This is a genomic window from Acinetobacter sp. UBA2581 (assembly GCF_002339435.1).
Classification (GTDB): domain Bacteria; phylum Pseudomonadota; class Gammaproteobacteria; order Pseudomonadales; family Moraxellaceae; genus Acinetobacter; species Acinetobacter variabilis.
The window spans coordinates 1-24,610 of record NZ_DDLD01000021.1; the positions used below are offsets into that span (position 1 = coordinate 1).

General features: G+C 40.3%; 21 protein-coding genes and 3 pseudogenes. 11 read left to right on the plus strand and 13 right to left on the minus strand.

Features of this window, described 5'->3' with window-relative positions; translation table 11 throughout:
• The first annotated feature begins 246 nt into the window (after positions 1-246).
• Positions 247-945: a DUF1826 domain-containing protein gene (locus B3Q46_RS02435; RefSeq protein WP_175967605.1), complete on the plus strand. Its 699-nt coding sequence runs from the start codon at positions 247-249 to the stop codon at positions 943-945.
• Between the two features lie 65 nt (positions 946-1,010).
• Here B3Q46_RS02435 and B3Q46_RS02440 read toward each other — a convergent pair.
• The 5 genes and pseudogenes from B3Q46_RS02440 to B3Q46_RS02460 all read right to left on the minus strand — a co-directional run.
• Positions 1,011-1,412, minus strand: a pseudogene (locus tag B3Q46_RS02440) (flavin reductase); the annotation flags it as partial.
• Positions 1,413-1,601: 189 nt separating this feature from the next.
• Complete coding sequence (locus B3Q46_RS02445) at positions 1,602-2,264, minus strand: metallophosphoesterase (protein ID WP_286713200.1); 663 nt, start codon at positions 2,262-2,264, stop codon at positions 1,602-1,604.
• 447 nt (positions 2,265-2,711) lie between these two features.
• Positions 2,712-4,028, minus strand: coding sequence for a PQQ-dependent sugar dehydrogenase (locus B3Q46_RS02450; RefSeq protein WP_286713202.1), 1,317 nt, complete (start codon positions 4,026-4,028; stop codon positions 2,712-2,714).
• A 174-nt stretch (positions 4,029-4,202) separates the two neighbouring features.
• Positions 4,203-5,927 carry a bifunctional protein-serine/threonine kinase/phosphatase gene (locus B3Q46_RS02455; RefSeq protein WP_286713204.1) on the minus strand — a complete coding sequence of 575 codons (1,725 nt, stop codon included), beginning with the start codon at positions 5,925-5,927 and terminating at the stop codon, positions 4,203-4,205.
• Between the two features lie 51 nt (positions 5,928-5,978).
• Positions 5,979-6,788, minus strand: coding sequence for a formate/nitrite transporter family protein (locus B3Q46_RS02460; protein ID WP_004785766.1), 810 nt, complete (start codon positions 6,786-6,788; stop codon positions 5,979-5,981).
• 279 nt (positions 6,789-7,067) lie between these two features.
• Between B3Q46_RS02460 and cynS the strand changes: the two genes are divergently transcribed.
• The 5 genes from cynS to B3Q46_RS02485 all read left to right on the plus strand — a co-directional run bounded on the left by cynS (position 7,068) and on the right by B3Q46_RS02485 (position 12,587).
• Complete coding sequence (gene cynS / locus B3Q46_RS02465; protein ID WP_004785763.1) at positions 7,068-7,517, plus strand: cyanase; 450 nt, start codon at positions 7,068-7,070, stop codon at positions 7,515-7,517.
• 342 nt (positions 7,518-7,859) lie between these two features.
• On the plus strand, positions 7,860-10,016 hold the full coding sequence (locus tag B3Q46_RS02470; RefSeq protein WP_286713207.1) for a TonB-dependent siderophore receptor: 2,157 nt from the start codon (positions 7,860-7,862) through the stop codon (positions 10,014-10,016).
• Positions 10,017-10,088: 72 nt separating this feature from the next.
• Positions 10,089-10,700 carry a DUF4198 domain-containing protein gene (locus tag B3Q46_RS02475; protein ID WP_104426132.1) on the plus strand — a complete coding sequence of 204 codons (612 nt, stop codon included), beginning with the start codon at positions 10,089-10,091 and terminating at the stop codon, positions 10,698-10,700.
• 45 nt (positions 10,701-10,745) lie between these two features.
• Complete coding sequence (locus tag B3Q46_RS02480) at positions 10,746-11,024, plus strand: hypothetical protein (protein WP_004785757.1); 279 nt, start codon at positions 10,746-10,748, stop codon at positions 11,022-11,024.
• A 3-nt stretch (positions 11,025-11,027) separates the two neighbouring features.
• Entirely contained in the window at positions 11,028-12,587 is a 1,560-nt protein-coding gene (locus tag B3Q46_RS02485) for a PepSY-associated TM helix domain-containing protein (RefSeq protein ID WP_286713210.1), read from the plus strand.
• A gap of 378 nt (positions 12,588-12,965) precedes the next feature.
• Here B3Q46_RS02485 and B3Q46_RS02490 read toward each other — a convergent pair whose 3' ends face one another.
• The 6 genes from B3Q46_RS02490 to B3Q46_RS02515 all read right to left on the minus strand — a co-directional run bounded on the left by B3Q46_RS02490 (position 12,966) and on the right by B3Q46_RS02515 (position 18,033).
• A complete protein-coding gene (locus B3Q46_RS02490) occupies positions 12,966-13,859 on the minus strand; it encodes a copper resistance protein B (protein ID WP_286713212.1) in 894 nt (297 codons plus the stop codon).
• Entirely contained in the window at positions 13,846-15,738 is a 1,893-nt protein-coding gene (locus B3Q46_RS02495) for a copper resistance system multicopper oxidase (RefSeq protein WP_286713214.1), read from the minus strand. The genes B3Q46_RS02490 and B3Q46_RS02495 overlap by 14 nt, the downstream gene beginning before the upstream one ends.
• A 39-nt stretch (positions 15,739-15,777) precedes the next feature.
• Complete coding sequence (locus B3Q46_RS02500; protein WP_286713216.1) at positions 15,778-16,203, minus strand: hypothetical protein; 426 nt, start codon at positions 16,201-16,203, stop codon at positions 15,778-15,780.
• A gap of 118 nt (positions 16,204-16,321) precedes the next feature.
• Positions 16,322-17,197, minus strand: coding sequence for an MBL fold metallo-hydrolase (locus B3Q46_RS02505; RefSeq protein WP_286713218.1), 876 nt, complete (start codon positions 17,195-17,197; stop codon positions 16,322-16,324).
• A 2-nt stretch (positions 17,198-17,199) separates the two neighbouring features.
• Positions 17,200-17,616: a DUF6691 family protein gene (locus B3Q46_RS02510; RefSeq protein ID WP_286713220.1), complete on the minus strand. Its 417-nt coding sequence runs from the start codon at positions 17,614-17,616 to the stop codon at positions 17,200-17,202.
• Complete coding sequence (locus tag B3Q46_RS02515) at positions 17,617-18,033, minus strand: YeeE/YedE family protein (RefSeq protein WP_004785742.1); 417 nt, start codon at positions 18,031-18,033, stop codon at positions 17,617-17,619.
• A 104-nt stretch (positions 18,034-18,137) separates the two neighbouring features.
• Between B3Q46_RS02515 and B3Q46_RS02520 the strand changes: the two genes are divergently transcribed.
• Entirely contained in the window at positions 18,138-18,449 is a 312-nt protein-coding gene (locus tag B3Q46_RS02520; RefSeq protein ID WP_005235664.1) for an ArsR/SmtB family transcription factor, read from the plus strand.
• Positions 18,450-18,574: 125 nt separating this feature from the next.
• Here B3Q46_RS02520 and B3Q46_RS02525 read toward each other — a convergent pair.
• A pseudogene (locus tag B3Q46_RS02525) lies at positions 18,575-18,790 on the minus strand (ABC transporter ATP-binding protein); the annotation flags it as partial.
• A gap of 170 nt (positions 18,791-18,960) precedes the next feature.
• On the opposite strand from B3Q46_RS02525, the gene B3Q46_RS02530 reads away from it, so the two are divergent.
• From B3Q46_RS02530 to B3Q46_RS02540, 3 genes are all read left to right on the plus strand, one after another.
• The gene (locus B3Q46_RS02530) at positions 18,961-19,830 is read left to right on the plus strand and encodes an SDR family oxidoreductase (RefSeq protein WP_286713223.1); all 870 of its coding nucleotides are present in this window, start codon (positions 18,961-18,963) and stop codon (positions 19,828-19,830) included.
• A 229-nt stretch (positions 19,831-20,059) separates the two neighbouring features.
• Positions 20,060-20,224, plus strand: coding sequence for a hypothetical protein (locus tag B3Q46_RS02535; protein ID WP_005235678.1), 165 nt, complete (start codon positions 20,060-20,062; stop codon positions 20,222-20,224).
• Between the two features lie 173 nt (positions 20,225-20,397).
• Positions 20,398-21,075 carry a type 1 glutamine amidotransferase domain-containing protein gene (locus B3Q46_RS02540; protein ID WP_286713226.1) on the plus strand — a complete coding sequence of 226 codons (678 nt, stop codon included), beginning with the start codon at positions 20,398-20,400 and terminating at the stop codon, positions 21,073-21,075.
• A 243-nt stretch (positions 21,076-21,318) separates the two neighbouring features.
• On the opposite strand, the gene B3Q46_RS02545 is transcribed toward B3Q46_RS02540, so the two are convergent.
• Entirely contained in the window at positions 21,319-23,001 is a 1,683-nt protein-coding gene (locus tag B3Q46_RS02545; protein WP_286713228.1) for an AMP-binding protein, read from the minus strand.
• Between the two features lie 344 nt (positions 23,002-23,345).
• On the opposite strand from B3Q46_RS02545, the pseudogene B3Q46_RS02550 reads away from it, so the two are divergent.
• Positions 23,346-24,543: pseudogene (locus B3Q46_RS02550) on the plus strand (MFS transporter).
• Positions 24,544-24,610 lie beyond the last annotated feature (67 nt).

Sequence of the window (24,610 nt, forward strand, 5' to 3'; positions counted from 1 at the left end):
TTAAGTGGGGACTAAATTAAGGCTTATAGGATGAATTCATAATGTGTGTTCAGCGGACGCTTACAAAGGAAAGAGATTTTAGGTTTTAAAATCTCTTTTTTTATGGGTCATAAAGTTATGAGGCAACACCTTAAAAATAGTCAAAATAAAAATGTCGATAAAAGCAGCTGATATCTTTTGCTTTATGCCATTGTGAGGAATCTAAGGGTAATATTAGGTATAGTTCATAAGTCATTTCATTTAAGCATGCATAATCAATTTTCAGGCAATAAAAAAATTCGTGTAGTTTCAAACTTTTCTGAACTTGTTAATTCGCATTTTAAGGATGAGATGAATGCGATTTGCTGGTCTAGAAATTTAGCGGGCGATTTTGCCGAGATCGTGAATAAGCTTCATTTAGAGGAAAATATAACTGAAGTTTCAATTGATGATCTTATGACACTCCAGCTGTCAGAAAGCGGTCATCTGGCAAGAAAGATTGTCTTAGAAGATATACAGCGACTAACTGACTACGGCGCTTCCCCTTCACTCAATCTGCTTAAATGCTATGAACGGGATGATGAGCTTGATTTCATTACTACAGATGTCTATTCATTCCATGTTGACCGCTCACCGATTGAAATAGATACTTTCTTATGTACCTATCATGGCGCTGCAAGCGATATCTTGCCCAATGATCAGGTGGAACAAAAGATTCTGATTCCAGAAATCAGGGCAAAGCTGAAAGAATTATATGATGGCCCAGAAGCCGGATTTGAAGATTTTCTGGAAGAATATTTCTTTGATCTGCATTATCAACCTAAGCCTGATGCCAAACCTGTCAATTTAGGTCAAGGCCATCTTTGGCGATTGGCAGTAGATCATCCCACCCAACAGGCTCTACCATGTGTACATCGGGCTCCAGTTGAAAATGAGGGTGAATACCGATTGCTTTTGATTTGTTAAATTCGATACAAATCTTAAAAGTGAGAAAATCCACATTATCTTATTGTCATTTTTTTCATTTATATTCAAGCAAATTCTAATTGTCCAACCGAATGGTAAGTACGATTAAAATACACCAGGCTCTGATCCTGTTCGCTCCGTTGAATAGCAACCACTCGGCACATCAAGATACTGTGTGTCCCTACTTGTTAGATATTCTCGATTTCACAGTCAAAACTCACTAATGCATCGTCTAATACAGGTGAACCTGTTTTTAGCGGTGTCCAAGAACCTAATTGAAATCTTCGTTCAGAACTGAATTTGCTGGATGCGAATGCATTGGAAATCTGTTCGTGCTGTGGACCTAAGACGTTCACTGACAAAATTTTGTTCTCAATAAAATGCACATGTGATCGAGATGATTGATTCATACAGACCAGCAATGTCGGTGGCGTATCGGTCACGCTGCATACCGCAGATGCCGTAAAACAAAGATGAGATAAATTCACTATAGCCGAATTATTTGTATGAATACTTACTTAAAATTAAATAGGACAAAATACAGTTTCTCATTCAAACATTAATGTAGATCGACTTTTGTAAAAATAAGCTATCAAGTTAATTTTAAAGGCAGAAGTTATTGATATATTTTTACAGCTGGTTCTTAGCAATAGTACCTAGTTTGCATCTTTTATTTTAACAATACACAACTTCTGCGTATAAGAAGAACCGACATCGATATAGTGGCAATTATCAATTTGGATATGTTCTTTTACAATCGTATGACCCAGATAGATCTCATCGATATTTTTAACGGTTTCATAGCGATAAGAATGATTGCGAATTCTCCCTCTACCCCAAAGTGCATTGGTATATGCTGAAGTTAAGCCTGGAATTCTACTTTCACCTTTTGCAATTTTCTTTTTAAATATATTCCAGTCATTTAGCGCAATATCTGCGTGCAAAATGCCAATCTTTTTATGTTTTAGGTTTAGTTCAATGGCCAAAGGAAGTGCCGAAAAAATTTCACTGAGTTCATCCTGTTTTTTGGTAGATATATGTATATCTTGAATCCATGCATCGTCACGACCCTTAATACACATTTCCTCATGATTACCGCGAACGCAATAAAACCAGGGTTGACTAACCAATGAAACACATTCTAGATTTTCATTACCACGATCGACCAGATCTCCGGTACAAATCAGTAGATCTTTCTCAAAATTAAAATGAACTTTCTCCAGTTCTTGCATGAGCAAGCTGTAACAACCATGCAAATCCCCGACCACATATATGGCAGAGAAATCAGGTCCATCAATTACCTTAGTTAAAGTGTTCATAAATATCTTCTATAACCTGGAACCCTAGCTGCCAAACCTGAAGCAAAAGATGATTTTTAAATCATATCTTTTAATTTTAATGCCGTTTATAACTGGAAAGTAGTTATTTATACACTACTATTGACTGATTTTTATCTTCAAAAACCTTTGTAAGATATAAGAATATTCACATAATGTTAACTTTTGTATAAATATATTATTTTTTGTAAGTTTTGACTTACATAGATTGGAGCAAATACTCTATATCCTGATTCCTCAATTTTTGACATTATGTTTCACATAAAGAGTCAGCAAGGAAAGCTGATAATAATCGCATTACAACGATAATAAAGTCGAAAGACAGCGAACTTACTGGGATGGTAAGTGATAAAAGTAGAGACTACAGCCGCTAAGCCTTATAGTTTTGGGAGAGACTATAAGGCTTTTATTTTATTAGTATCTAATTATTTATTGATTCGGTGATACTCGCCAAATGACGTTCCTTACATCATCAGCAACTAATATTGCGCCTTGGACATCTGTAGTCACACCCACAGGTCGGCCAAATGCATCTCCATTTTTGCTTAAAAATCCGGTCAGAATATCTTGAGGCTGCCCAGAAGGCTGACCATTTTGAAATGGCACAAAAATAACTTTATAACCGCTATGAGGTTTCCTGTTCCAAGAACCATGCTGGCCAATAAGTGCTCCATCACGATATTGAGGCATTAAATTGGCTTTATAAAATGTTAGTCCCAAAGAGGCAGTATGATTCCCCAATGCATAATCTGGCTTAATTGCCTGTGCGACCAATTCAGGCTTTTGTGGTTTTACTCGTGTATCTACATGCTGGCCATAATAACTATAAGGCCAGCCATAAAAAGCACCATCTTTAACCGAAGTCATATAATCAGGAACCAGATCATTACCCAGCTCATCGCGCTCATTCACTACAGTCCATAAGGCTCCACTCTGAGGCTGCCAGTCCATGCCATTGGGATTACGCAGGCCTGTAGCAAACGGCCGGGCTTGACCTGTAGAAAGTTCCAATTCCATGATCAGGGCGCGTCCTTCTTCCTGAGCTATGCCATTTTCAGCCACATTACTATTGGAGCCTACCGTAATGTAGAGCTTCGTGCCTGCAGGATTGGCAATAACATTTTTCGTCCAGTGATGATTTAAAGGGCCTGCAGGCAAGTCTAATACATTAGTTCCTTTTTCTTTGATCTGGGTCATACCTGGCTGATAAGAGAATCGCACTAAAGCATCTGTATTTGCGACATAAAGCATATTACCCACTAAGGTCATTCCAAACGGCGAGTTTAAATTTTGCAGAAATACCGTTTTCTGGTCAGCAATGTCGTCTTGATTACTGTCACGCAGCAGGCTAATACGGTTGGCGCTTGGATAGGATGATCCTGCTCTTCTCATCACCATTTTCATGATTTTACCTTTAATCCCTTTACTGTCTTCAGGCTTAGGTGGAGCATCAGTTTCAGCTACGAGTACATCTCCATTCGGCAATACATATAACCAGCGCGGGTGTTGAAGGCCTTGTGCGAATGCTTGCACTTTTAAACCTGGTGCTGGCGTCGGCATGACACCTTCAGGCCAACCTTTTGCAGGGGCAATGTTGACGACCGGAAACAGTCTTGATTTTGGTTCAGGTAAAGACGGCTGGGAGCCATAACTATCTGTTGCAGGTGTTTTGGATGAAACTGTACAGCCGGTAAATGCCAATATGATTACGGTACTTAAGGCTGATAGGAGAAATTGAGCCGCCATGGTATTTCCTTGCTTTTTGTTTTTATCTCTCCCATTTTAAAAGGTGGTTGAAGTTGTAATGATATAGTTCTTGTAGTTTCTGGTTGTGGATTGATTGCCATAAATATACTAGTGACACAAGCTGTCCAAAGCATAGAACACGGTCTAATTTTTTACTTATATTCACTCCAACCTTTAAATAAATGGCCATGCAATACTTAATAAAAGTAAAAGTCCTAATACAGCACAACTGATTTGCCAGAAACGTAAAGGATCACGTTCAATAATGGTAGGGGCTTTGGATTTTAATAATTCCTTGGATGGGTGTTCCAGATCATGGATCAATTCAGTCAATGCCTCATAACGATACATTGGCTCGATACTCAGAGCCTTTTTTAGAATCTGGTCTAACCAAAGTGGTAAATCTGGCCGATATTTTTGAATGGAATGATATTGAACTTTCTTCAGCTGCTTCAGCGTATTACAACGAGCCAAATCTGTACCATAAGGAAGCTGTTTAGTCAGTAAATAATAAGCCATTGCCGCCAAAGAAAATTGATCAGACTGCACGGATGGTGAATGTTCAATGAAATATTCAGGTGCCATAAATGCCAAGGTACCAAGTGGCCGATTCACATGTTTAGGATTAATTTCGACTAAACCTCGTACAGCAGTTGAACCATAATCAATCAGTTTGACTTTAAGTGTATTATCAACGTTTAAGACCATGATATTTTCAGGACGTACATCTTGATGCAACATTTCCAGTCGGTGCATTGCATTTAAGGCCAATGCTGTTTGCTGCAAAATAGGGAGAATATCTTCCATCTGCAAAGGCTTTTTCTGTTGATGCAGCCAGCGATCTAAGGTTTCTCCCTGCAAATATTCATAACTCTGGAATAAATATTTTTTCTCTGATTGATGCGTATAACATTGCAGCAGATTTTCGTGCTTAAGACGCTTTGAAACCCAGTCTTCAAGTTGAAACTGTTCAACAGCCTGTTCATCTTGTTGTAAATCTACTGCCAGAGTTTTAATCACTAGCGGTTGCCGATCATGATCGTGTGCCAAATACAGGCAGCTGCGGTGATTTTGGTGCAGGATTTTGTCAATGGCATAGCCTTCAAATGCTTCACCTTTGCTGAGCTGGGGTGGAAAGACATAATCCTGGTGCATATAAGACTGATCTGGTTCAGGCAACTGCTCAATACGGAGCACTTGAAGACTTAAATTATCATCACTGCCCTGTTTTAAAGCCTGTTCAACCAGGAATTTGGCAAGCTGATTTAAGTGATCTGCTGCTAAGGTGAAATCTAATAATTGTTGGTCTGTAACAAACTCATAAACCCCATCAGTCATGAGTAGAAAGACATCTTTTTCTTTTAGTTCAATGCTTTGATAATCAATTTCAATACGATAATCCACGCCTAAGGCACGACTGAGATAATGTTCTGTCGAAGACAGACAGACGCGATGATCATGGGTTAATAATTCAATTTCACCATCTCGGATTCGATAAATACGACTATCACCGACGTGAAAAATATGCGCCTGATGCTGCTTTAAAATAAGTGCGGATAAGGTACAGACATAGCCCCGATCTTTATCGAAACGTCCCTGACTTTGTTGAGTTTGTGCATATAACCATGAATTAGTGGCACGAATCACCCGTGCTGCTGAAGTCTGAGTACTCCAGGCATCCGAAGTCGAATAATAATCAGAGAGAAAACTGCTAACGGCTGTTTCTGCGGCAATGTGACTGACATTGCTACTACCGATCCCGTCGGCAATCGCACAAGCTATACCTTTTTGCTTCAGTACATGACCTTCTGGTAAAAAGATGCCATAAAAATCCTGATTCTGATCTTTATTACCAGCCGTAGAATATTGTCCAATAGCGACTTTTAATGTTTTTTTCATATTGAAAACTCAAAAAGGGATCATATTGATCCCTTTAAAAATGATTCATTATTAGAATTCTTTTTTCGCGCCAGTACGTACATGTGTGGTGTAAAGTGCCAGACCTGTTAAGGCTAAACCACCAACCAGATTACCTAAAGCAACCGGTAATTCATTCCACAGGAAATAATCTGCAATCGAGAAGTCACCACCCATCATCATGGCAAATGGGAACAGGAACATGTTTACCACTGAATGTTCAAAGCCCATGGCAAAGAACAGCATCACTGGCATCCACATTGCGATGAACTTGCCACTCACCGTAGTTGACATCATTGCGCCAATCACACCTAAAGACACCATCCAGTTACACAGCATGCCGCGAATAAAAATAGTCATCCAACCTGAGAAACCATAAGCCGCATAACCCAAGGTCCGGTCTTCACCGATATGAGAAATTTTTTCACCAACGGGATTTGGATCAGTTGCAAAGCCCATGGTATAAACCACAGCCATCAGGACTGCAACGACTAAACACCCAGTAAAGTTACCTAAAAATACCAGCCCCCAGTTTTTTAAAATGCGTGCCCAGGTAACGCCAGGACGTTTATCCAGCCATGCCAGCGGTGTCAATACAAATACCCCAGTCAGCAAGTCATAGCCCAATAAATACAACATGCAGAAGCCAACAGGAAACAGTAATGCGCCAATCAGTGGCACACCAGTTTGCACTGCAATCGTAATTGCAAATACGGCTGCCAAGGCCAAAATCGCACCTGCCATAAAGGCACGAATCAGAACATCACGGGTTGCCATATGAAGCTTGGATTCACCCGCATCTACTACTTTTTTTGCAAACTCCGCAGGAGCAAGATATGCCATGTTGTCGCCCTCTTTTTCAATATACGGACCTGTTTTTCGAAAAAAAGACGCCTAAGATCACTGAAGACCTTAGGCGCCGTTGCCTTGAATATTAGAACAGGTAATGGTGAATGGCGTCGTTGCCATGTATATCGAAACAGAAGCAAAAGCTGTGCCATAAATAATAACAATCGCTTAAATATTCATTTTTTATTTAGCATGAACTCTACAGTGCTATTGGCATGATATCTGCATTATCCATTCTGCATACATTCATTTGAGAATAATTTGGAGAGGATTATGATTACCCATCGTCAACAAGTAACTGACATGATCATTTCAGCGAAAGTTTTAAAGTCAATTAAGTGGTCAGATGTTGCCAAAGAGATTGGTCTTTCTAAAGAATGGGTAACCGCTGCATGTTTAGGTCAGATGGCGTTTAATAAAGAGCAGGCAGAAAAGATTGGTCAGATTTTTGGCTTAAGTGATGAAGCCGTTGCATGGCTACAGATCGTGCCATATAAAGGTTCCCTGCCAACCAGCGTACCGACCGATCCTTTAATTTATCGTTGGTATGAAGTGGTGAATGTATATGGTTCTACCATTAAAGAACTGATTCATGAAGAATTCGGTGACGGTATTATGAGCGCGATTGATTTTAGTATGGATATTCAACGCGAAGAAAATCCGAATGGCGACCGCGTCAATGTCGTATTGTCTGGCAAGTTCTTGCCTTATAAAACTTATTGATCAATTCCATTTATAAAAAGCCATCAATGTGATGGCTTTTCTTTATTTCATTTTTCTTTTTATATTTGAGCATTAATCGCATTCTATACATGAAAAACATTTAGCAAATACTTTATAAATTTAAAATTAATATGAAATCAATAATTTAAATATTATTTTACTGAAATGAATCGTTTTTATTTTAAGCAAAATCTTAATCCCTTCTTTTAATCTGCTTTAACTGCAAAGTATTCCTCTATCAATGAGTATTTTTTAATTTAAATTTCCTATCGTATTTAGATTGATTTAAAAATATCTAATCAATAACATTAGCGATAATTATTATCATTTACATTCATTAAAATGTTTTATACCAATCATCCAACTTTCAAGCTATCTTTGCTCAGTTTTGCTATTTTGATGACCCAGCAAAGTTTTGCAGAAAATAGTCAGCAGCTTCCTACCATCACGATAGTCACTGATGCAGCACAAACAACAGAAAGCTCTGAACAGACTAAAAGCTATATTATTCAAAATTCTGCAACAGCTTCTAAACTAAATATTCCTCTTAAGGAAACGCCACAAACAGTGAATGTAGTGACGCGTCAACAATTAGATGACTTTGCACTGGATAATACCCGTGATGTACTCCGTAACTCACCGGGGATCACTGTAAGTAACCAGGAGACCGAACGAACTTCCTATCTATCACGTGGTTTTGAAATCTCAAACGTATTGGTAGACGGCGTTGGGATTCCGCTTGAAGGCTATAACTACAATAATGACAATCCAGACAGCTTTTTATTTGACCGTATTGAGATCGTTAAAGGTGCAAATGCCTTAAATAATGGTATTGGCGATCCGGGCGCTACCATTAATATGATTCGAAAACGCCCTACTCAGGAGCTTCAAGCCGCGTTTAATACCAGTTATGGTTCATGGAATACCCAACGTTATGAAGCAGATGTTTCCTCTCCCCTGACACAGGATGGAAAAATCAGAGGCCGAGTATTTGGCTATCAGCAGACAGGTGATAGTTATCTGGATCACTATGAACTCGAAAAAAATGGCATTGGTGCAGTTGTTGAGGCTGACCTGACTGATTCGACCTTAGTAACTGCTGGTTATACCGAAACGAATCATAATCCAAATGGTGTCAATTGGGGTTCCAATCCTTTAATCAATACTGAAGGTGAACAGTTAAGCTATTCAAGAAATTATAATTACAGTCCGGACTGGGCCTACTGGGACAGTAATATTAAAAACTATTTTGCCGAGATCGAACAACAACTTGGTGCTGATTGGAAAGCTAAACTGAGTTATGAGGAAAAACGGACTGACCGGGATTCAAAACTTTTATTCCTGTCCGGTAAACCTGGTGCTGACGGTACTTCAGGTATTTTCTTATATCCAGGCATGTATATTGATGACAATAAAGAACAACAAGCCAGCCTGAGTTTTAGCGGCACCTATCCGCTTTGGGGACAACGCCATGAAGCCTCATTGGGCTATGTCTGGGCCAAAAATCGTCTGGATGAATTGGGTTATGCTGGCAGCTTTGTCAATCCGCTGACCACAGATTTAGCCAGCTTTACACCCGAAGAACCAAGCTGGGATATGTCGAAAACCAGTGGTGAAATGCATATCCGGCAGAAGAACCAGAGCCTTTATGCTGCGACCCGACTGCATCTGAATGATGATCTGAAACTGCTTTTAGGTGTGAACTACGTTCAGGCTGAAAGCAGTGGCAGTAGTTATGGAAAAGATACTGTTTATGATGAAGATAAAGTTTTACCCTATGCCGGTCTGACCTATAATTTTAGCCCTGAATATACAGGCTATCTGAGTTATACCTCAATTTTCCGTCCGCAAACCACCAAAGCAGATGATGGCAGCATTAATAAACCGATCGAAGGTGAAAGCTATGAAGTCGGAGTCAAAGGTTCTTGGCTAGATGACAAGCTTACCGCCAGCATGGCTGTGTTCAGAACGGAGCAAAGTAATTATCCGCTTCGTGATTCTGATGGTATCCCGACTTTACGCACAACTCAGGTCAGTGACCTGCGTTCCCAAGGCTACGAGTTTGGCCTGGCGGGACAACTGACCGACCATTTTAACTTAAGCTTTGGTTATACCCAGTTTAGCCTGAAAGATCTGATCAATGGCGGTGATGCGCGTACCTTCAATCCAACCCAGTCTTTTAATCTTTTAACTACCTATCAGGTGCCACAACTTCCAAAACTGAAACTGGGCCTTGGTGTGCAGTGGCAGGATCAAACCTATCTGGATGTGCCTGAAGCAACCACCAATGGAGTGATTACCCAGAAAGCTGGAGTCATTGAACAGGATGCCTATGCGCTTGTGAATCTGATGGCCAGTTATGAACTCAATGATCACATTACTTTGCAGGCCAACGGGAATAATCTGACCAATGAAAAATACTTATTTAATTTCCCGAATCAGCAAGGCTTCTATGGTGCACCGGCAAATTACAGTGTGGCCGTAAAATTCAAATATTAATTTTTCGCTTGAGCTTTGAAAGAATATTCGGAGCTCATTTTCTTATATGCAAACAATAATCAGGCAGAATTCATGAAAAAAATCATTACTTTGACAATTGGACTGTCAATGACCCTTTCTACTCAGGCCCATATGCTTTGGCTAGAACGTGCTTCAGATGCAAAAACACATGCATTCTTTGGTGAATATAGTGAACAGCTCAAAGAGACTCAAGAAGGTGCCTTAAAGTCATTCAGCCAAGCAAAAGCGATTCAGACTAAAAAACAATTTAGTCCCCAACTACACCAGGATCATCTGGTCTACTCTACAAAAGATCAAGCAGATGTAGAGCTCCATCATGAACTGATCTATGGAGAATCATTGCTGAGCTATCATGCCAAATCCGGTAGACAAAACTTGAAAGCAGAGTCCGAACTGGATATTGTCCCAACCCAGATCAACAGCAATACATTTACGGTACTGTATCAGGGTAAACCCGCTGCGGATGTCAAAGTGACTGTCTATTCCCCACAGCACTGGCTTAAAAACTATACGACCAACAAGCATGGCCAAATTAATATTGCTACGCCATGGAAGGGTCAATATGTACTAGAGGTGAGTCAAGAAGTAGACAAGACAGGAAAATTAAATCAGCAAGTGTATAAGAAACAGTACCTGGTCACTACTTTAAGCTTCGTGCATTAAGTTACCTCAATATTTATTTATACAGATTCATATAAAGGCTTTTCCATGATTCCTACCCTTCAGCCACTTGCTATCCTGTATCGATTAGGCATGAGCTTTGGTATTGGTTATTTATGTAGTTATCTGATTGCTCTCGATCTGGCCTATTTTTTACAGGCGAGTTTACCTAAAGCTGAATCGGTTTATCTGGCTGCCTTTATTGCCCTCATTTTTTATGTCTGTTTTGTGATTGGAATCTTCTGTATCCAAAGTCTTAAAACACTTTCAGTCTATAGCCTGATTCCTCTCATTGTTTTATTTGTCATTTCCCGCTTCATAGGTTAAACCATGCATAAATCTGTCCGTCAATCTATGGCATGGCTACATTCATGGCTAGGTTTAAGTTTTGGCTGGCTCCTCTTCGCGATCTTTTTAACAGGTGCGGTCACTTATTATCGCCATGAAATTACAATGTGGATGCAGCCACACTTTGCCACGATGCAGGTTAACCAGGAAATTGCTTTAAAAACTGCTTATAGCTATTTACAGCAACATGCACCTGATGCACAGAACTGGTATATCGGGGTAGCGAATCAGGATTTACCGGTTAATAAAATTTATTGGCAAACTGCAGAGGGTGCTTATCAACTTAAAACCTTGGATGCTATGACAGGTAAGGAATTAACGCTTTCGGCTACACAGGGCGGAGATTTTTTCTATAATTTTCATTTTCAGCTCTATGGTATGCCCTACACCATTGGTCGGCTGATTGTGACGATTGCTGCCTTTATCATGTTACTGACTCTAATTTCAGGAATCATTACCCATAAAAAAATTCTGACCGACTTCTTTACTCTGAGAGCTTTTAAAGGACAACGTTCCTATCTGGATTTTCATAATGTCAGTTCCGTCATTGCGCTACCGTTCTTTTTAACTATGACTTTTACTGGACTGGCTATTTTCTTTTATATTGTTTTGCCTTCTGGCATGAAGCAGCTATATCCAGAAAATCCATTTCAATATTTTGAAGAAATCCGAACCAAAAATGTGCTTGCTCCCTCTGCTGTGCCCATTAAAACGGAGATGTTACCGATTGAACATTTTATCACTACGGCGCAGCAGCACTGGGGAAAATCAGAATTTGACAATATTACCGTGAAGCAGCCGAATACCCAGCTGGCAAAGATTACCTTAACTGAATTGAAAGATCATTCTATTACCCGCAATCAGGCACAACTCGTATTAAATGCGACGACGGGCAAATTTCTTGAAAACACTCGTAATGACAGTGCAATTGCTACCCTGAATGCCGGAGTATATGGTTTGCACATGGCACGTTTTGCTGAACCTGTTTTACGTTTAGCCCTATTTTTCTCAGGCATATTAGGCTGTGCCATGATCGCTTCCGGATTATTGCTCTGGAGCCTGAAACGGCAGATGCAGAAAAAATCGGATCGTTTTCACTTTGGATATTATCTGGTGAATCGTCTGAATATCACCATGATAATTGGTTTACCTATTGCCATGCTGGCTTATCTTTATGCAAACCGTTTAGTTCACATTCCTGTAGGCACAACAAATTATGAAATCTATATCTTCTTTGGTATTTGGCTGAGTAGTTTTATCTTGGCCTGTTTAACGCCACAACAGCATTTATGGAAAACGCAGCTTAAAATTCTCATCTGTGCCGCTTTTATGCTTCCATTCATCGACCTATATTATTTATGGTCTCAGCATTATCTGGATTCTTTTGCAAACTATTGGCTGTTTTTGCGTATCGATCTGATGCTCTGGATCTTGGCACTTCTCGCTTACTTCCTACATCAGAAAATTACACCTATCCAGCAAAAAGCTGTTCATAAAATTCAGGCCAAGCTTAAAACTGCACAGCAGGAGTCTTCTTCATGATATGGATGGCAATAGTAGGACTGATCTGGATGGCCTGTTTTGGTTTTTATGCAGTGAGTGAAAAACAGATTTTAAAAACCAGACAATCTCGATATTCTTTTCTTGTGAGTTATCCGGTCATCGTTAAATTGATCTCAGGCAGTCTTTTACTATTGGTATTGTCCCTTTTACGAACTCAATTCAGTAGTAGTATTAGCTTTATGGCACTTTGGGTTTTTATAAGTCCAATCGTATTTATATTTATTCTGAAGATGAATAATTTAAAACAAAGAAAAATTTAAAAGTTTATAAAGGCCTTAAGAATAAGATATAACTGAGTATATGAGGCGAAAAAATGATTTTTCCGCCTCATAAATATTAGCTTATATACATATCTGTTTAGAACATCATTCTTAAACCGATTCCATAACGCCAGCCCTGTTCAGAATCAGATGCGTCCTGCCATGAGGTTTGCTCATTACCCTTGGAATATTCATAAGCAATATCAAGATAAGGCATGATCTTTTTATTGATTTCATAACGAGTTTCCAGACCGAATGCCGCATGACTTATTCCAGTCTTTTTGGCATTGGCTGCTTTATCCTTCAGAATGAGGTCAACTTCAAAATAAGGCTGCAAAATCAGTTTTTGTGTGAGTAGCAGATCACGTTCTGTTTCCAATTCAAGCCCGATAAAATCATCTTCACCAAGATACAGATGTGTATTGGTTTCAAAGAAATACGGCGCCAGTCCATGGAATCCAAACACTGCATCTACATGTTCACTATCTTGCCCAGCATTAGGCTGCCCCAAACTTTCCTGACGATAGCGAAGACCCGCCTGAGCATCCCAGAAATCTGAAATATTCCGGCTATACAGAGCTTGGACTGCATATTCTGTTGTTCTGGATTCTTGTTTGTCAGCTTTGAGTTTAATGAACAGTTTATTTTCATCCGTGCCAATCCGAAGCTCATTCTCAGACTGTAAACCTCCCTCACCTTCTGAATTTTTGATCCATGTATTGTCCAGTTTGACCCACGTATAAATTTGCCCTCCATGTTCCTTGCGATGATCATGCTCATTGGAATAGGTTGAAGCTGAATCTGGAATTAAATTTTCAGCAACTTCCAGTGCTACTGAAGTTAAATGATGCTCTGACGATTGGAGTGATTGTTGATGATGCATCGAATGATCAGCATGCTGTTGAGAACTTTCTTCAGCAAAAACAGCCATATTTCCCAACGCCAATACACTAGCCAAAACAGGTTTCAAACAAAGATTAATGGTGCGCATGAGCATCTCCTTGTTTTTCTGCTGGTTTTGGCATGTGATGATTGGAATGATCTTCTCGCACAGTATCCTGAGTCGAAACGCCATTTTCCTGAACATTTGCTACAATCAGTTTATTCATCATGCCGGCAGTCATGTGATACAGCAGATGACAATGAATCGCCCATTCACCTAGTTCATCTGCAGTCAGCAAAGTCGTAACGGTTTTTCCAGGTGGGACAATCACTGTATGTTTATTCGACATATCTATTGCAGACTGGCCATTTTCGAGCTGCATGAACATGCCATGTAAATGCATTGGATGTGCCATCATACTGTCATTGATAAATTTCAGCCTGATCCGTTCCCCAAACTTCACTTTAAGCGGCTCTGCTTCATTAAATTTCTTGCCATTCATGGTCCAGATATACCGTTCCATGGTGCCGCCTAAACGAATCACCAATTCACTTTCTGCTTCGCGAGTATCTTTTTGCGGAGTTAAAGATTTGAGATCGCTATATTGCAAAGCTTTATGCCCTACCGGTGTAGAGGCATTAGCCCAGCCGTAAACTGGTTGCTGCGTAGAAGTTTTGGCATCTTTTTCATGTTGCCTATGCCCGGTCATATTTGTGTGATTCACATCATCCAAAGCGGATGAAGTATCTGAATGCTCGGCATGATTATCTTCCCCTTGCTCGATCACTTTGGCTGATACATGCTGCTTATACCCCATCATCGTATGTTCAGTATCTTTTTTGACATTTATGTCATGACTAGCATGATTCTGATGATTCATCTGCTCGTGTTCTTCACCCTGCATGTTGCCATGTCCCATATCTTCCATGGTCAATAAGGCACGAGGACGGGATATAGGTTTGTGTATGGCATGATGAACTGGCTTTAACTCATTCTGTAAGCTGCCAATCGCAAAACCAGAACGGTCAATCGATTCAGCTTCAATCTGATAGTGTTCCGCAGCGGGCTCCACAATCACATCATAGGTTTCTGCGGCACCAATGCGGAATTCATCGACAACTACAGGTTTGACAGGCTGCCCGTCTGCACTGACCACTGTCATTTTTAACTGTGGAATACGCACATCGAAAAATGACATGGCAGAGGCATTGATAAAACGCAGTCGCACTTTTTCATTCGGTTTAAACTGTGCCATCCAGTTCTGTTCAGGCGTTTTTCCATTCACCAAAAAGGTATAGCCGGTTACATCAGACAGATCGGTTTTCAGCATGCGCATCTGATTCCACATTTTGCGATCATTCCAGGTGGCTTTAAGCCCTTCCCGTTTGATTTGCTGAAAAACATCGCCCAGAGTTTCACGCTGATTTTGATAATACTCGGCAGATTTTTTTAAATTATTCATGATCTGCTGGCCGGACTGCTCATGAAATTCTGAAAGCATGACCACATAATCACGTTCGGTCTGCTCATGTGCAGGAACTTCCGCCTGGTTTTTGGGATAGATCACAAAGGCGCCATAAAGGCCGTCCTGTTCCTGACCCTTGGAATGGGCATGATACCAGTAGGTTCCACTCTGACGAATTTTAAAGCGATAGACAAATTCCTGATTAGGTGCAATGCCCTGAAACCCGTTAAAACCCGGGACACCATCCATCAGGCCGGGTAGCAATAAACCATGCCAATGAAGAGAACTTTCTTTATTTTTTAGTTTGTTTTTAACGCGAATAATCGCCTCATCACCTTCCTCAAATTCCAGTAAAGGTGCAGGAAATTTTCCATTCACTGTAATACGTTGTACCGTTTTACCGGTGAGATTGACTGGACCTTCTTCAATAACCAGCTGATATTCTTTTACAGCAGCAAATAATGAAGACGAAATCACTAAACTTAAGCCCAATAACAGGCTTTGACTAATTTTAATCGACATAACTTAATCCTTGATTTATTAAAATATAAATAACGAGGATTAAGCCTTAGGTGGGCGCAGTATTTCCTGCCAATACCCGGCAAGGTGCTTGGCTTGATAACTAGAGATAAAAGTGGTTTCTAAGGCATGAATCTCAGGGAGAGTTAACTTCGAAATTTCCACATCGATCCAGCTACTCAGGTTATGGCAAGAGCTATAAATACAATCCGGACAGTCATCTTTGTGCTCGTTTAAGTCGGAGTGGCAATCCATGTCCTGACTCATATCATGAGCAGAACCATGCATAGCTTGATGCTGGCTATGTAACTTCTCTATTTTTGCCATTTCCTGACAATGGGAACTCATCTGCTTGGCTGACGTTTCCAGATGCATCGTTTTTACTGAAGCAACAGACATGCCGCTCCAGCCTACGGCGAAGACCATAAGCATCACAAACCAGATCTGTTTAAAGAACTGTCTGAGCACGATGCACCCTGAAAATATAAAAATGAGTTAACCCAAATAGCATAGGGTGGAATATTAAAATTCGCAAACTTTATAAGCGCTTAATTTAAAGATTAATATTCTGTTCCTGATAAATTGATCACTTCTTAAAATAATTTAGCGGCAGCTTCAAATAAGACACACCATTGTTTTCTGGCATTGGAAACTGTCCTCCATTCATATTGATCTGGATCGCAGGCAAAATCAGTCTAGGCATACTTAGACCCGCATCACGCTGCTCTCGCATCTGTACAAATTCAGATTTGCTAATCCCTTCACGGATATGAACGTTTTGCTGTTTTTGCTGCTGAATCGTCGTTTCACATTGATATTCATGACGTGACTCTGGCAAATAGTCATGACATAGAAATGCCCGGGTACTTTCCGGGAGTTGAAATAGCTTGTGAACAGAATCATATAAAACAGAGGCACTGCCATTTGGAAAATCACAACGAGCCGTGCCATAGTCAGGCATAAACAGTGTATCCCCTACAAAGACGGCATCACCAATCACATAGCTTAAACAGGCAGGTGTATGGCCTGGCGTAGGAATATTATAAACTTCCAGTTCGCCAATCTTGAAATGCTCACCATCTTCAAACAGATAGTCAAAAGGCTGATGCGCATTGATCTGTTTCATGTCCACATGATAAATCTCGGCAAAAGTTTCCTGCACCAGCGAAATTTTCTTACTGATTGCAATCTTGCCGCCTAATTGCTGTTTCAGATATGGGGCGGCTGTCAGATGATCAGCATGAACATGGGTTTCCAGAATCCATTCCACGGTCAAACCTTGTGATTTTACATAGGCAATCATCTGATCGGCATGCTCGGTCGATGTGGTGGCAGACGCAGCATCGTAATCCAGCACGCTATCAATAATGGCACATTGGGCAGTTTGAGGATCACTCACTACATAACTAAAAGTATTGGTATTTTTATCAAAAAATGCTTTGACGTGTGACTGCTGTGTCATATTTATACTCCTGCCCATTTACGGTGAATCCAGACCCCAAGCATCATAGCTGCGATAAAATACAAGGCTTGATAATGTCCCAAACCAATCAGGGTAAAACTGGGTGCCGGACAAATGCCTGCAATTCCCCAGCCGATACCAAATAATAAACTACCCGACAGCAGTTTAGGGTCAATCTTTTGATGCTTTGGTAAATCAATGGATTCATTAAATAAAGTGGTTGGATTTGGATTATGTTTAGCTTTCTGGAAAGGAATAAAAGCCACCAGAATAGCCCCCATCATGACAAAGGCAAGGCTGGCATCCCAATCCCCAAACAGATCCAGAAAATCCAGAACTTTTTCAGGATTAGACATGCCTGAGAGCATTAAGCCGACTGAAAACAGGCCACCAAATAGAAAAGCGAATAGATTTTTCATTTAGATAGCTCCAACCAGATGACGAACAACATAAACCGTGATAAATCCCGCCAGCATAAAAGACCCGGTCGCAACAAAGGAGCGATTTGACAGACGGCTAATCCCACAGATGCCATGCCCACTGGTACAACCTGAGCCTAAACGTGTACCAAAACCGACCAGCAAACCGGCAATGACCATCATCCATGGGCTGGCATTCAGCTCAATTTCTGGCTGAAACAAAACGCCGTAGATAAATGGAACTATAAATAGTCCTGCTAAAAACCAGACCGCAGGAGTTTTGAAAATCGTCTTTCGATTAAGTACTTGCCCAACCAAACCACTCACGCCCGCAATATGGCCATTGACATACAGATAGCCGACCACTGAAAGACCAAGCAGTAATCCACCGAGAAACGCTGCCAAAAAGTCATGCATGAGCATATCCCACTTACAATATATATTTTTATATTATATAATTAAAAATATTAATCAAGACAGTTTTTGAATATTGCGTGACTAATACAAATACAGGTTTTTATATGACAGCAGATGAATCTCAGACACGTATTGATTTTTCTCAGGCTCATGTGGTGAGCGAGCGCTTAAAAGTGTTGTCGAATTCTGACCGTCTGAAAATTCTATGTGTACTGGTCGATAGTGAAATGAATGTACAACAGATTGAGCTACAAACTGATATTCACCAACCTACTCTCTCGCAACAACTTACCGTACTCCGAAAAGCCGAAATGGTCAGCACGCGTCGTGAAGGTAAACAGATTTTTTATCAGCTTTCCGACCCCAAATTACTCACCCTGATGCAAACCTTATATCAGCTTTATTGCAAGGCTTAAGTGATAAGAAAAATCTTCATTTATCTATAATTGAAGAATAAAACTTCTTAAATATTTAAAAGTTAAGTATTTTCAGGAATATCTGCTGGAGATGTTTTGGTATCACTTTGAATCAGACCGTCAACTTACTTGATAGTGCGGTCACAACTAACAGACAAGCGCGGATCATGAGTCACCAGCAAAATGGCACAGCCCTGTTCCTTATTTACCTTACGAAACAGTTCAAAAACTTCAGACGCGGTCTGGGTATCCAGGTTCCCAGTTGGTTCATCGGCCAGTAACAAGGCAGGTTCTGTAATGAGGGCCGAGCAATTTCTTAAAAAGAAACCCGATATTTCATTCTAGAAGTCGACTTTAAATAACTCGAACATACAGTTTTAAAGTGTCAATTTAAGCTAAATGTATAAATGCTAAATCTTGCACAGGTTCTGTTATGAAATGTTGAGTCTAATTTAATCCCAACTAAAAGCTCCTAATATATTTTTTCATCAAGAGCAATCAAGGAAAAAATATGAATAACTATCCTGAAACTCCAGCTTCAACTGAAACCCAGGCTCATCAACCGGGTGACCAGACTAAAATGGATCCTACCCCGGAAGTCATTAAAGAAAATTATAAAGGTAGCGATAAATTAAAAGGCAAAGTAGCACTCATTACAGGTGGTGACAGCGGGATCGGTCGCTCTGTATCAGTATTGTTTGCCCGTGAAGGTGCCGATATTGCCATTTGCTATCTGGATGAAGACCGAGATGCGCTTGATACCAAAAAAATGGTTGAAGCAGAAGGACGCCGTTGCCTGTTGATTCAATGCGATTTACAGCATCCTGATGAAATCAAAAAAATGGTTGAGCAGACCCTTCAGGAATTTAAAACCATTAATATTCTGGTAAATAATGCAGGTGTACAGTATCCGCAGGACAGTATTACTGATATTTCTCCAGACCAGTTATTCAAGACCTTTAATGTCAATATCCTGTCCATGTTTCATCTAACTCAGGCGGTGCTTCCGCATATGCAGGCAGGTGACAGTATTATTAATACGACCAGCATCACCAGCTATCATGGGCATGACACGTTGATAGACTATTCGAGTACCAAAGGCGCGATTACTTCTTTTACCCGTAGCTTATCTACCAATCTGGCGAAAAATAAAACCGAAATTCGTGTGAATGGTGTTGCACCAGGCCCAATCTGGACACCACTCATTCCAAGTAGCTTTGATGAAGAACAACTGGAAGATTTTGGTAAACAGACACCAATGGGACGTATGGGACAACCGAGTGAGGTCGCTCCTGCCTATTTATTTCTGGCCAGTGAAGAAGCCAGCTATATTTCAGGTCAGGTCATTCATGTAAATGGCGGCAGTATTATTAACGGCTAATCAAAGTTTGAAAGTAGATAGCGGTCTTTTAGATCGTTATCTACTTTTTTATTAATTATTTGATATGTTTTAGATTCAGACACCTTTTAAAGGACAGAATTTGATGAATATCAATAAAATTCATCTTAAAGCTATAAAACAATTCAAACAAATCCTGACAGATGATTACCCGCGCCAAAATCATCCCTTGTTATAGTAATTTCAGACCCTACCTGATGAGGATAGTAAAATGTCTAGAGGTGATAAATCGGCTTATACCGAAAAGCAAAAACGGCAGGCTAAGCATATTGAAGACAGTGAAAAAGATCGTGGTCGTTCTGAAGACGAAGCAGAACGTATTGCCTGGTCGACTGTGAATAAGCAGGACGGCGGTGGCAAGAAAAAGAAAAACTGAGCTATCCAAAGTTCAAGGAAAGTGATGCTATTGATTTGGCATCATTTCAACTATCCAGATTTTATTCTTTTTATTTTTAAACAATCGAAAAAATCTGATTGAGTTAGGAAGTCAGATTCGTTCCTTTGTTTCGTTATTTCATCAAGTCATTCAAGATAATTTCAAGGAAAAATATGAAAATTCTGATTGTATTAACCTCCCATGATCAACTTGGCGAAACGGGTAAAAAAACCGGATTCTGGCTCGAAGAACTCGCCGCGCCTTACTACACTTTTATTGATGCAGGCGCAGACGTAACGTTAGCCTCTCCTGCTGGTGACCAGCCACCACTTGATCCAAAAAGTAATGAACCTGATGCACAAACCGAAACAACCAAACGTTTTGAAGCAGATGAAGTAGCCATGCGGGCACTTGCCAATACGCATAAATTAAGTGAAGTGCTAAATCAGGATTTTGATGCGGTCTTTTATCCGGGCGGTCATGGACCGTTATGGGACCTGGCCAAGGACCAGCATTCTATTTCCTTAATTGAACAGACTCTACAGGCTAATAAACCTGTGGCACTTGTCTGTCATGCACCGGGTGTACTTCGCGATGTTAAAAATGCAGAAGGCCGACCTATTGTCGAAGGTAAATCAGTGACTGGCTTTAGTAATACCGAAGAAGATGGTGTTGGCCTGACTGATATTGTGCCATTTTTAGTTGAAGATACACTAAAAGAAAAAGGCGGACAGTATTCCAAGGCTGAGGACTGGCAGGTGCATGTACAGGAAGATGGCCTGTTAATTACCGGACAGAATCCGGCATCTTCTGCCGCAACGGCTGAGGCGCTGTTAAAGTTATTAAAATAAGATTTCATCCAGATATAAGTCATTGTAGGCCAGTTATTTATTTACTGGTTAAAAACCCTGATGTGATGTCACATCAGGGTTTTTATTAGTTTTATGCCGAACTTCTAATTCGCTACTGCTGCTGTTGATGCAGTTTGTTTGCACTCATATTTTAACTGTTAGGACTCAGGTTTTTTTATTTAAAGCAAACTATGGGACAGCAGTGATCGAAAGATTCCTTTTTTATTTTGACTATGGCATTCCTTAACAGGCTTTAGCATCCGGCTGCACGGTTTTAGGCAACTCACGACGTAGAATTTTACCGACTGCAGATTTTGGCAATCCAGACACAAACTCGATATATTTTGGCAGCTTATAACTGGTCAATTGTAGTCTCAGATAGGTCATGACTTCATTCTCGGTCAGACTGGTATCCTGTTTTACAATAAAGGCTTTCGGAACTTGTCCAGATTTTTCATCATCCACCCCAATGACGGCACATTCCAGTACTTTAGGATGTTTAGATAAAATACCTTCCAACTCATTTGGATAGACATTAAAGCCGGAGACCAGGATCATGTCCTTTTTACGGTCCAGAATGGTGATATAACCCTTCTCATCCATACAGCCGATATCACCTGTCAGGAAGAAACCATCTTTGGTAAATACCTGTGCTGTTGCTTCCGGTTGCTTCCAGTAACCTTTCATCACCTGAGGGCCGCGAATAGCAATTTCTCCAGCCTGATGAAGTGCTACAGGTTTTCCTTCATCATCCAGAATCTGAATTTCTGTGCCTGCCAATGGCAAGCCAATACTACTGCTAAAGCGCTTGCTTAAAGGCGGGTTAAATGTTGCCGTTGGTGAGGTCTCAGAAAGACCGTAGCCTTCATAGATATGACAGCCTGTGACTTCATACCATAATTCTGCCGTGTTTTTTAAAACAGATGCACCACCGCCTGTCGTGGTTTTTAGGCGTGAGTGATCCAGCTCGCGGAAACGTGGATGATGAGCCAATGCATTAAACATGGTATTCACGCCCGGAAACACCGTCGGAGGATGTTTATGATATTGATCCACTAAAGCGTCCAGATCTCTTGGATTTGGAATCAGCACATTGGCAAAACCTCGACTTAGTCCATAACTGAACAGGCATATGGTAAAACCATAAATGTGATACAGCGGCAAGGCACAAAACACATATTCATCTTCTGTGGCATAACGATCGCCAAAATGGCTGATAAACACCGTACTGTTCTGGGCAATATTAAATAAGATATTGCGATGACTGAGCTCAGCACCTTTGGAAACACCTGTAGTTCCACCGGTATATTGCAGAATAACGGTATCTTCCTGCTGCTGTACAGGCGCTTCAAAATCAATGACCCGTACCTGATCGATGACCTGTTTAAAGTCAGAAAACTGTTTTCCTGAATATTGCGCTGCCTGACTATAAGTTGAAACAGGCTGATCCTGAATGAAATCGAGCGGATGGGTAGAAATTACATGTTTCAGTGCAGGACATTCATCCAGATTATTTAACTGTTTTAAGGTTGAGCCCAGAATAATCAAGGCTTCTGCTCCTGAATCCTGAACTTGATGATACAACTCACGCTGGGTGTACATCGAGTTTACATTAACCAGAATATAACCCGCACGAATAATCGCGAAAGTCGCAATCGGATATTGAATAATATTCGGCAACATCACCGCGATTCGGCTACCGGCTGCTATGCCTAGATTCTGTAGGTAAGTAGCCAGTTTCTGGCTATATACATCAATCTCCTGATAGCTGAACTTTCGATCCAGATAAAAGAAAGCAGTCTTATCCTTGAACTTAAGTAGATTCTCAGCAATTGTCGTGCTCAAAGTTTTATCAGGCTCAGGCCGGGTAAATTCCGGATTGACGTTCCATTTTTTATATTCTTCCATCCATGGCTGACTAGTCATTACAGCACTCCTATCCTTGATTTTAAAATTTATTTTGTATCGTGAAACTTTATTTTGATTAAAAAATAATAACGTTATCTTTCCTCTTAAATCAATGCAATATTTGGCTAATTTCAAATTTTTACAAATAAAATCACGAATTTTATGGCTAATTATTTGTATATATTTTATCAATTAATAATATGACATTTCTTATAGCGAAATAATAGATCAGTAAAAGCAACAAAATAATGTGGATTCATTCTTATAAAACAACAACGTAACAAGAAAAGGATGTCGATGATGACGTATGAAACTTCAGTGCTAGAAGCTGAACGAGTCACAGTTCAGCCTAAAAAATATGGATGACCGCGTTTATTCTATGTTTTCTTATTTTACTTGCAGACGGTGTTGATCTGGCTTTCTTGGCCTATAGCCTCACCAGTATCAAAGCTGAATTTAATTTAACCACAGTTCAGGCAGGTGCCTTAGGGAGCTGGAGTCTGGTCGGTGGAGTGATTGGCGGTTGGGCCTGTGACCGTTTTGGCCGGGAGAAAGTTATTGTATTTTAGATGATTCTTGCTTCCAGCTTATCCTGCACTTTGGGCTTTGTAGAATCTTATCATCAGTTTTTAATTATCCGCAGTATTGCAGCCATTGGGCTAGGTTCCCTGTATATTGCCTGTAATACCTTAATGTCAGAATATGTTTCGACAAAATACCGGACGACTGTTCTGGCGGCACTTATGACCGGTTTTACCTTAGGTTCATTATGTGCAACTTTACTGGCGGGTTGGATTATTCCTGAATATGGCTGGCGTATGCTGTACTGGATTACCATTTGCCCGATCGTTTTGGCTTTTCTGCTTTATTTCCTTGTTCCTGAGCCGGATTCATGGCTACGTTCACGTGAATTAAAACGTCAGGAAGCAGCTAGCAAAGTTAAGGTGAAAAAAGAATCCTTATAAAGTCATTCTTAAAGATAAAAATCACCGCTGGATATTTTTGCTGTGGATTTTAAGTGCAGGTGCCCTGCAATTTAGCTATGCCGGTTTAAGTAACTGGTTACCTGCCTATCTCGAATCGGATCTGGGCATTAGCTTTAAGGCCATGACTGGCTATATGGTTGGCACGTTTATGATCATGATTTTTGCCAAGATCGTCGCAGGCATTCTGGCAGATCGTTTCGGACGACGTGCCTTGTTCGCTTTTGGAACTATGGGCACAGCCCTGTTTCTTCCGATTGTAATTTATTTCAATACACCGACCAATATTTTGTACCTGATGCTCATGTTCGGCTTCTTGTATGGTATGCCATTTGCCATTAATGCCACGTATATGACTGAAAGCTTCCTTACTTCGATTCGTGGTACGGCTGTAGGTGATGCATTCAATATAGGCCGTATCGGAGCAGTATTTGCACCACTCACTATTGGTTATTTTGCTCATGGAGGCTCAATTGGAACAGGTCTACTGGTAATGGCAGGTGCCTATTTTATTTGCGGTCTGATTCCTGCACTGTTTATACGTGATCGCTTATATGATCCGCAAAAAGCAGATTAATCTCTATCATCTTTTGATAAAAAACCAGTCAAATAGACTGGTTTTTTTAATAGATCTCTTGCGAAAG

What these genes read in the sequence shown, in the direction of transcription:
- B3Q46_RS02445 (WP_286713200.1), bottom strand. Translation starts at nt 2,264, where the DNA reads ATGAACACTTTAACTAAGGTAATTGATGGACCTGATTTCTCTGCCATA.
- B3Q46_RS02470 (WP_286713207.1), top strand. Translation starts at nt 7,860, where the DNA reads ATGTTTTATACCAATCATCCAACTTTCAAGCTATCTTTGCTCAGTTTT.
- B3Q46_RS02510 (WP_286713220.1), bottom strand. Translation starts at nt 17,616, where the DNA reads ATGAAAAATCTATTCGCTTTTCTATTTGGTGGCCTGTTTTCAGTCGGC.
- B3Q46_RS02435 (WP_175967605.1), top strand. Translation starts at nt 247, where the DNA reads ATGCATAATCAATTTTCAGGCAATAAAAAAATTCGTGTAGTTTCAAAC.
- B3Q46_RS02505 (WP_286713218.1), bottom strand. Translation starts at nt 17,197, where the DNA reads ATGACACAGCAGTCACACGTCAAAGCATTTTTTGATAAAAATACCAAT.
- B3Q46_RS02540 (WP_286713226.1), top strand. Translation starts at nt 20,398, where the DNA reads ATGAAAATTCTGATTGTATTAACCTCCCATGATCAACTTGGCGAAACG.
- B3Q46_RS02520 (WP_005235664.1), top strand. Translation starts at nt 18,138, where the DNA reads ATGACAGCAGATGAATCTCAGACACGTATTGATTTTTCTCAGGCTCAT.
- B3Q46_RS02495 (WP_286713214.1), bottom strand. Translation starts at nt 15,738, where the DNA reads ATGTCGATTAAAATTAGTCAAAGCCTGTTATTGGGCTTAAGTTTAGTG.
- B3Q46_RS02535 (WP_005235678.1), top strand. Translation starts at nt 20,060, where the DNA reads ATGTCTAGAGGTGATAAATCGGCTTATACCGAAAAGCAAAAACGGCAG.
- B3Q46_RS02545 (WP_286713228.1), bottom strand. Translation starts at nt 23,001, where the DNA reads ATGACTAGTCAGCCATGGATGGAAGAATATAAAAAATGGAACGTCAAT.
- B3Q46_RS02460 (WP_004785766.1), bottom strand. Translation starts at nt 6,788, where the DNA reads ATGGCATATCTTGCTCCTGCGGAGTTTGCAAAAAAAGTAGTAGATGCG.
- B3Q46_RS02490 (WP_286713212.1), bottom strand. Translation starts at nt 13,859, where the DNA reads ATGCGCACCATTAATCTTTGTTTGAAACCTGTTTTGGCTAGTGTATTG.
- cynS (WP_004785763.1), top strand. Translation starts at nt 7,068, where the DNA reads ATGATTACCCATCGTCAACAAGTAACTGACATGATCATTTCAGCGAAA.
- B3Q46_RS02485 (WP_286713210.1), top strand. Translation starts at nt 11,028, where the DNA reads ATGCATAAATCTGTCCGTCAATCTATGGCATGGCTACATTCATGGCTA.
- B3Q46_RS02455 (WP_286713204.1), bottom strand. Translation starts at nt 5,927, where the DNA reads ATGAAAAAAACATTAAAAGTCGCTATTGGACAATATTCTACGGCTGGT.
- B3Q46_RS02450 (WP_286713202.1), bottom strand. Translation starts at nt 4,028, where the DNA reads ATGGCGGCTCAATTTCTCCTATCAGCCTTAAGTACCGTAATCATATTG.
- B3Q46_RS02480 (WP_004785757.1), top strand. Translation starts at nt 10,746, where the DNA reads ATGATTCCTACCCTTCAGCCACTTGCTATCCTGTATCGATTAGGCATG.
- B3Q46_RS02475 (WP_104426132.1), top strand. Translation starts at nt 10,089, where the DNA reads ATGAAAAAAATCATTACTTTGACAATTGGACTGTCAATGACCCTTTCT.
- B3Q46_RS02515 (WP_004785742.1), bottom strand. Translation starts at nt 18,033, where the DNA reads ATGCATGACTTTTTGGCAGCGTTTCTCGGTGGATTACTGCTTGGTCTT.
- B3Q46_RS02530 (WP_286713223.1), top strand. Translation starts at nt 18,961, where the DNA reads ATGAATAACTATCCTGAAACTCCAGCTTCAACTGAAACCCAGGCTCAT.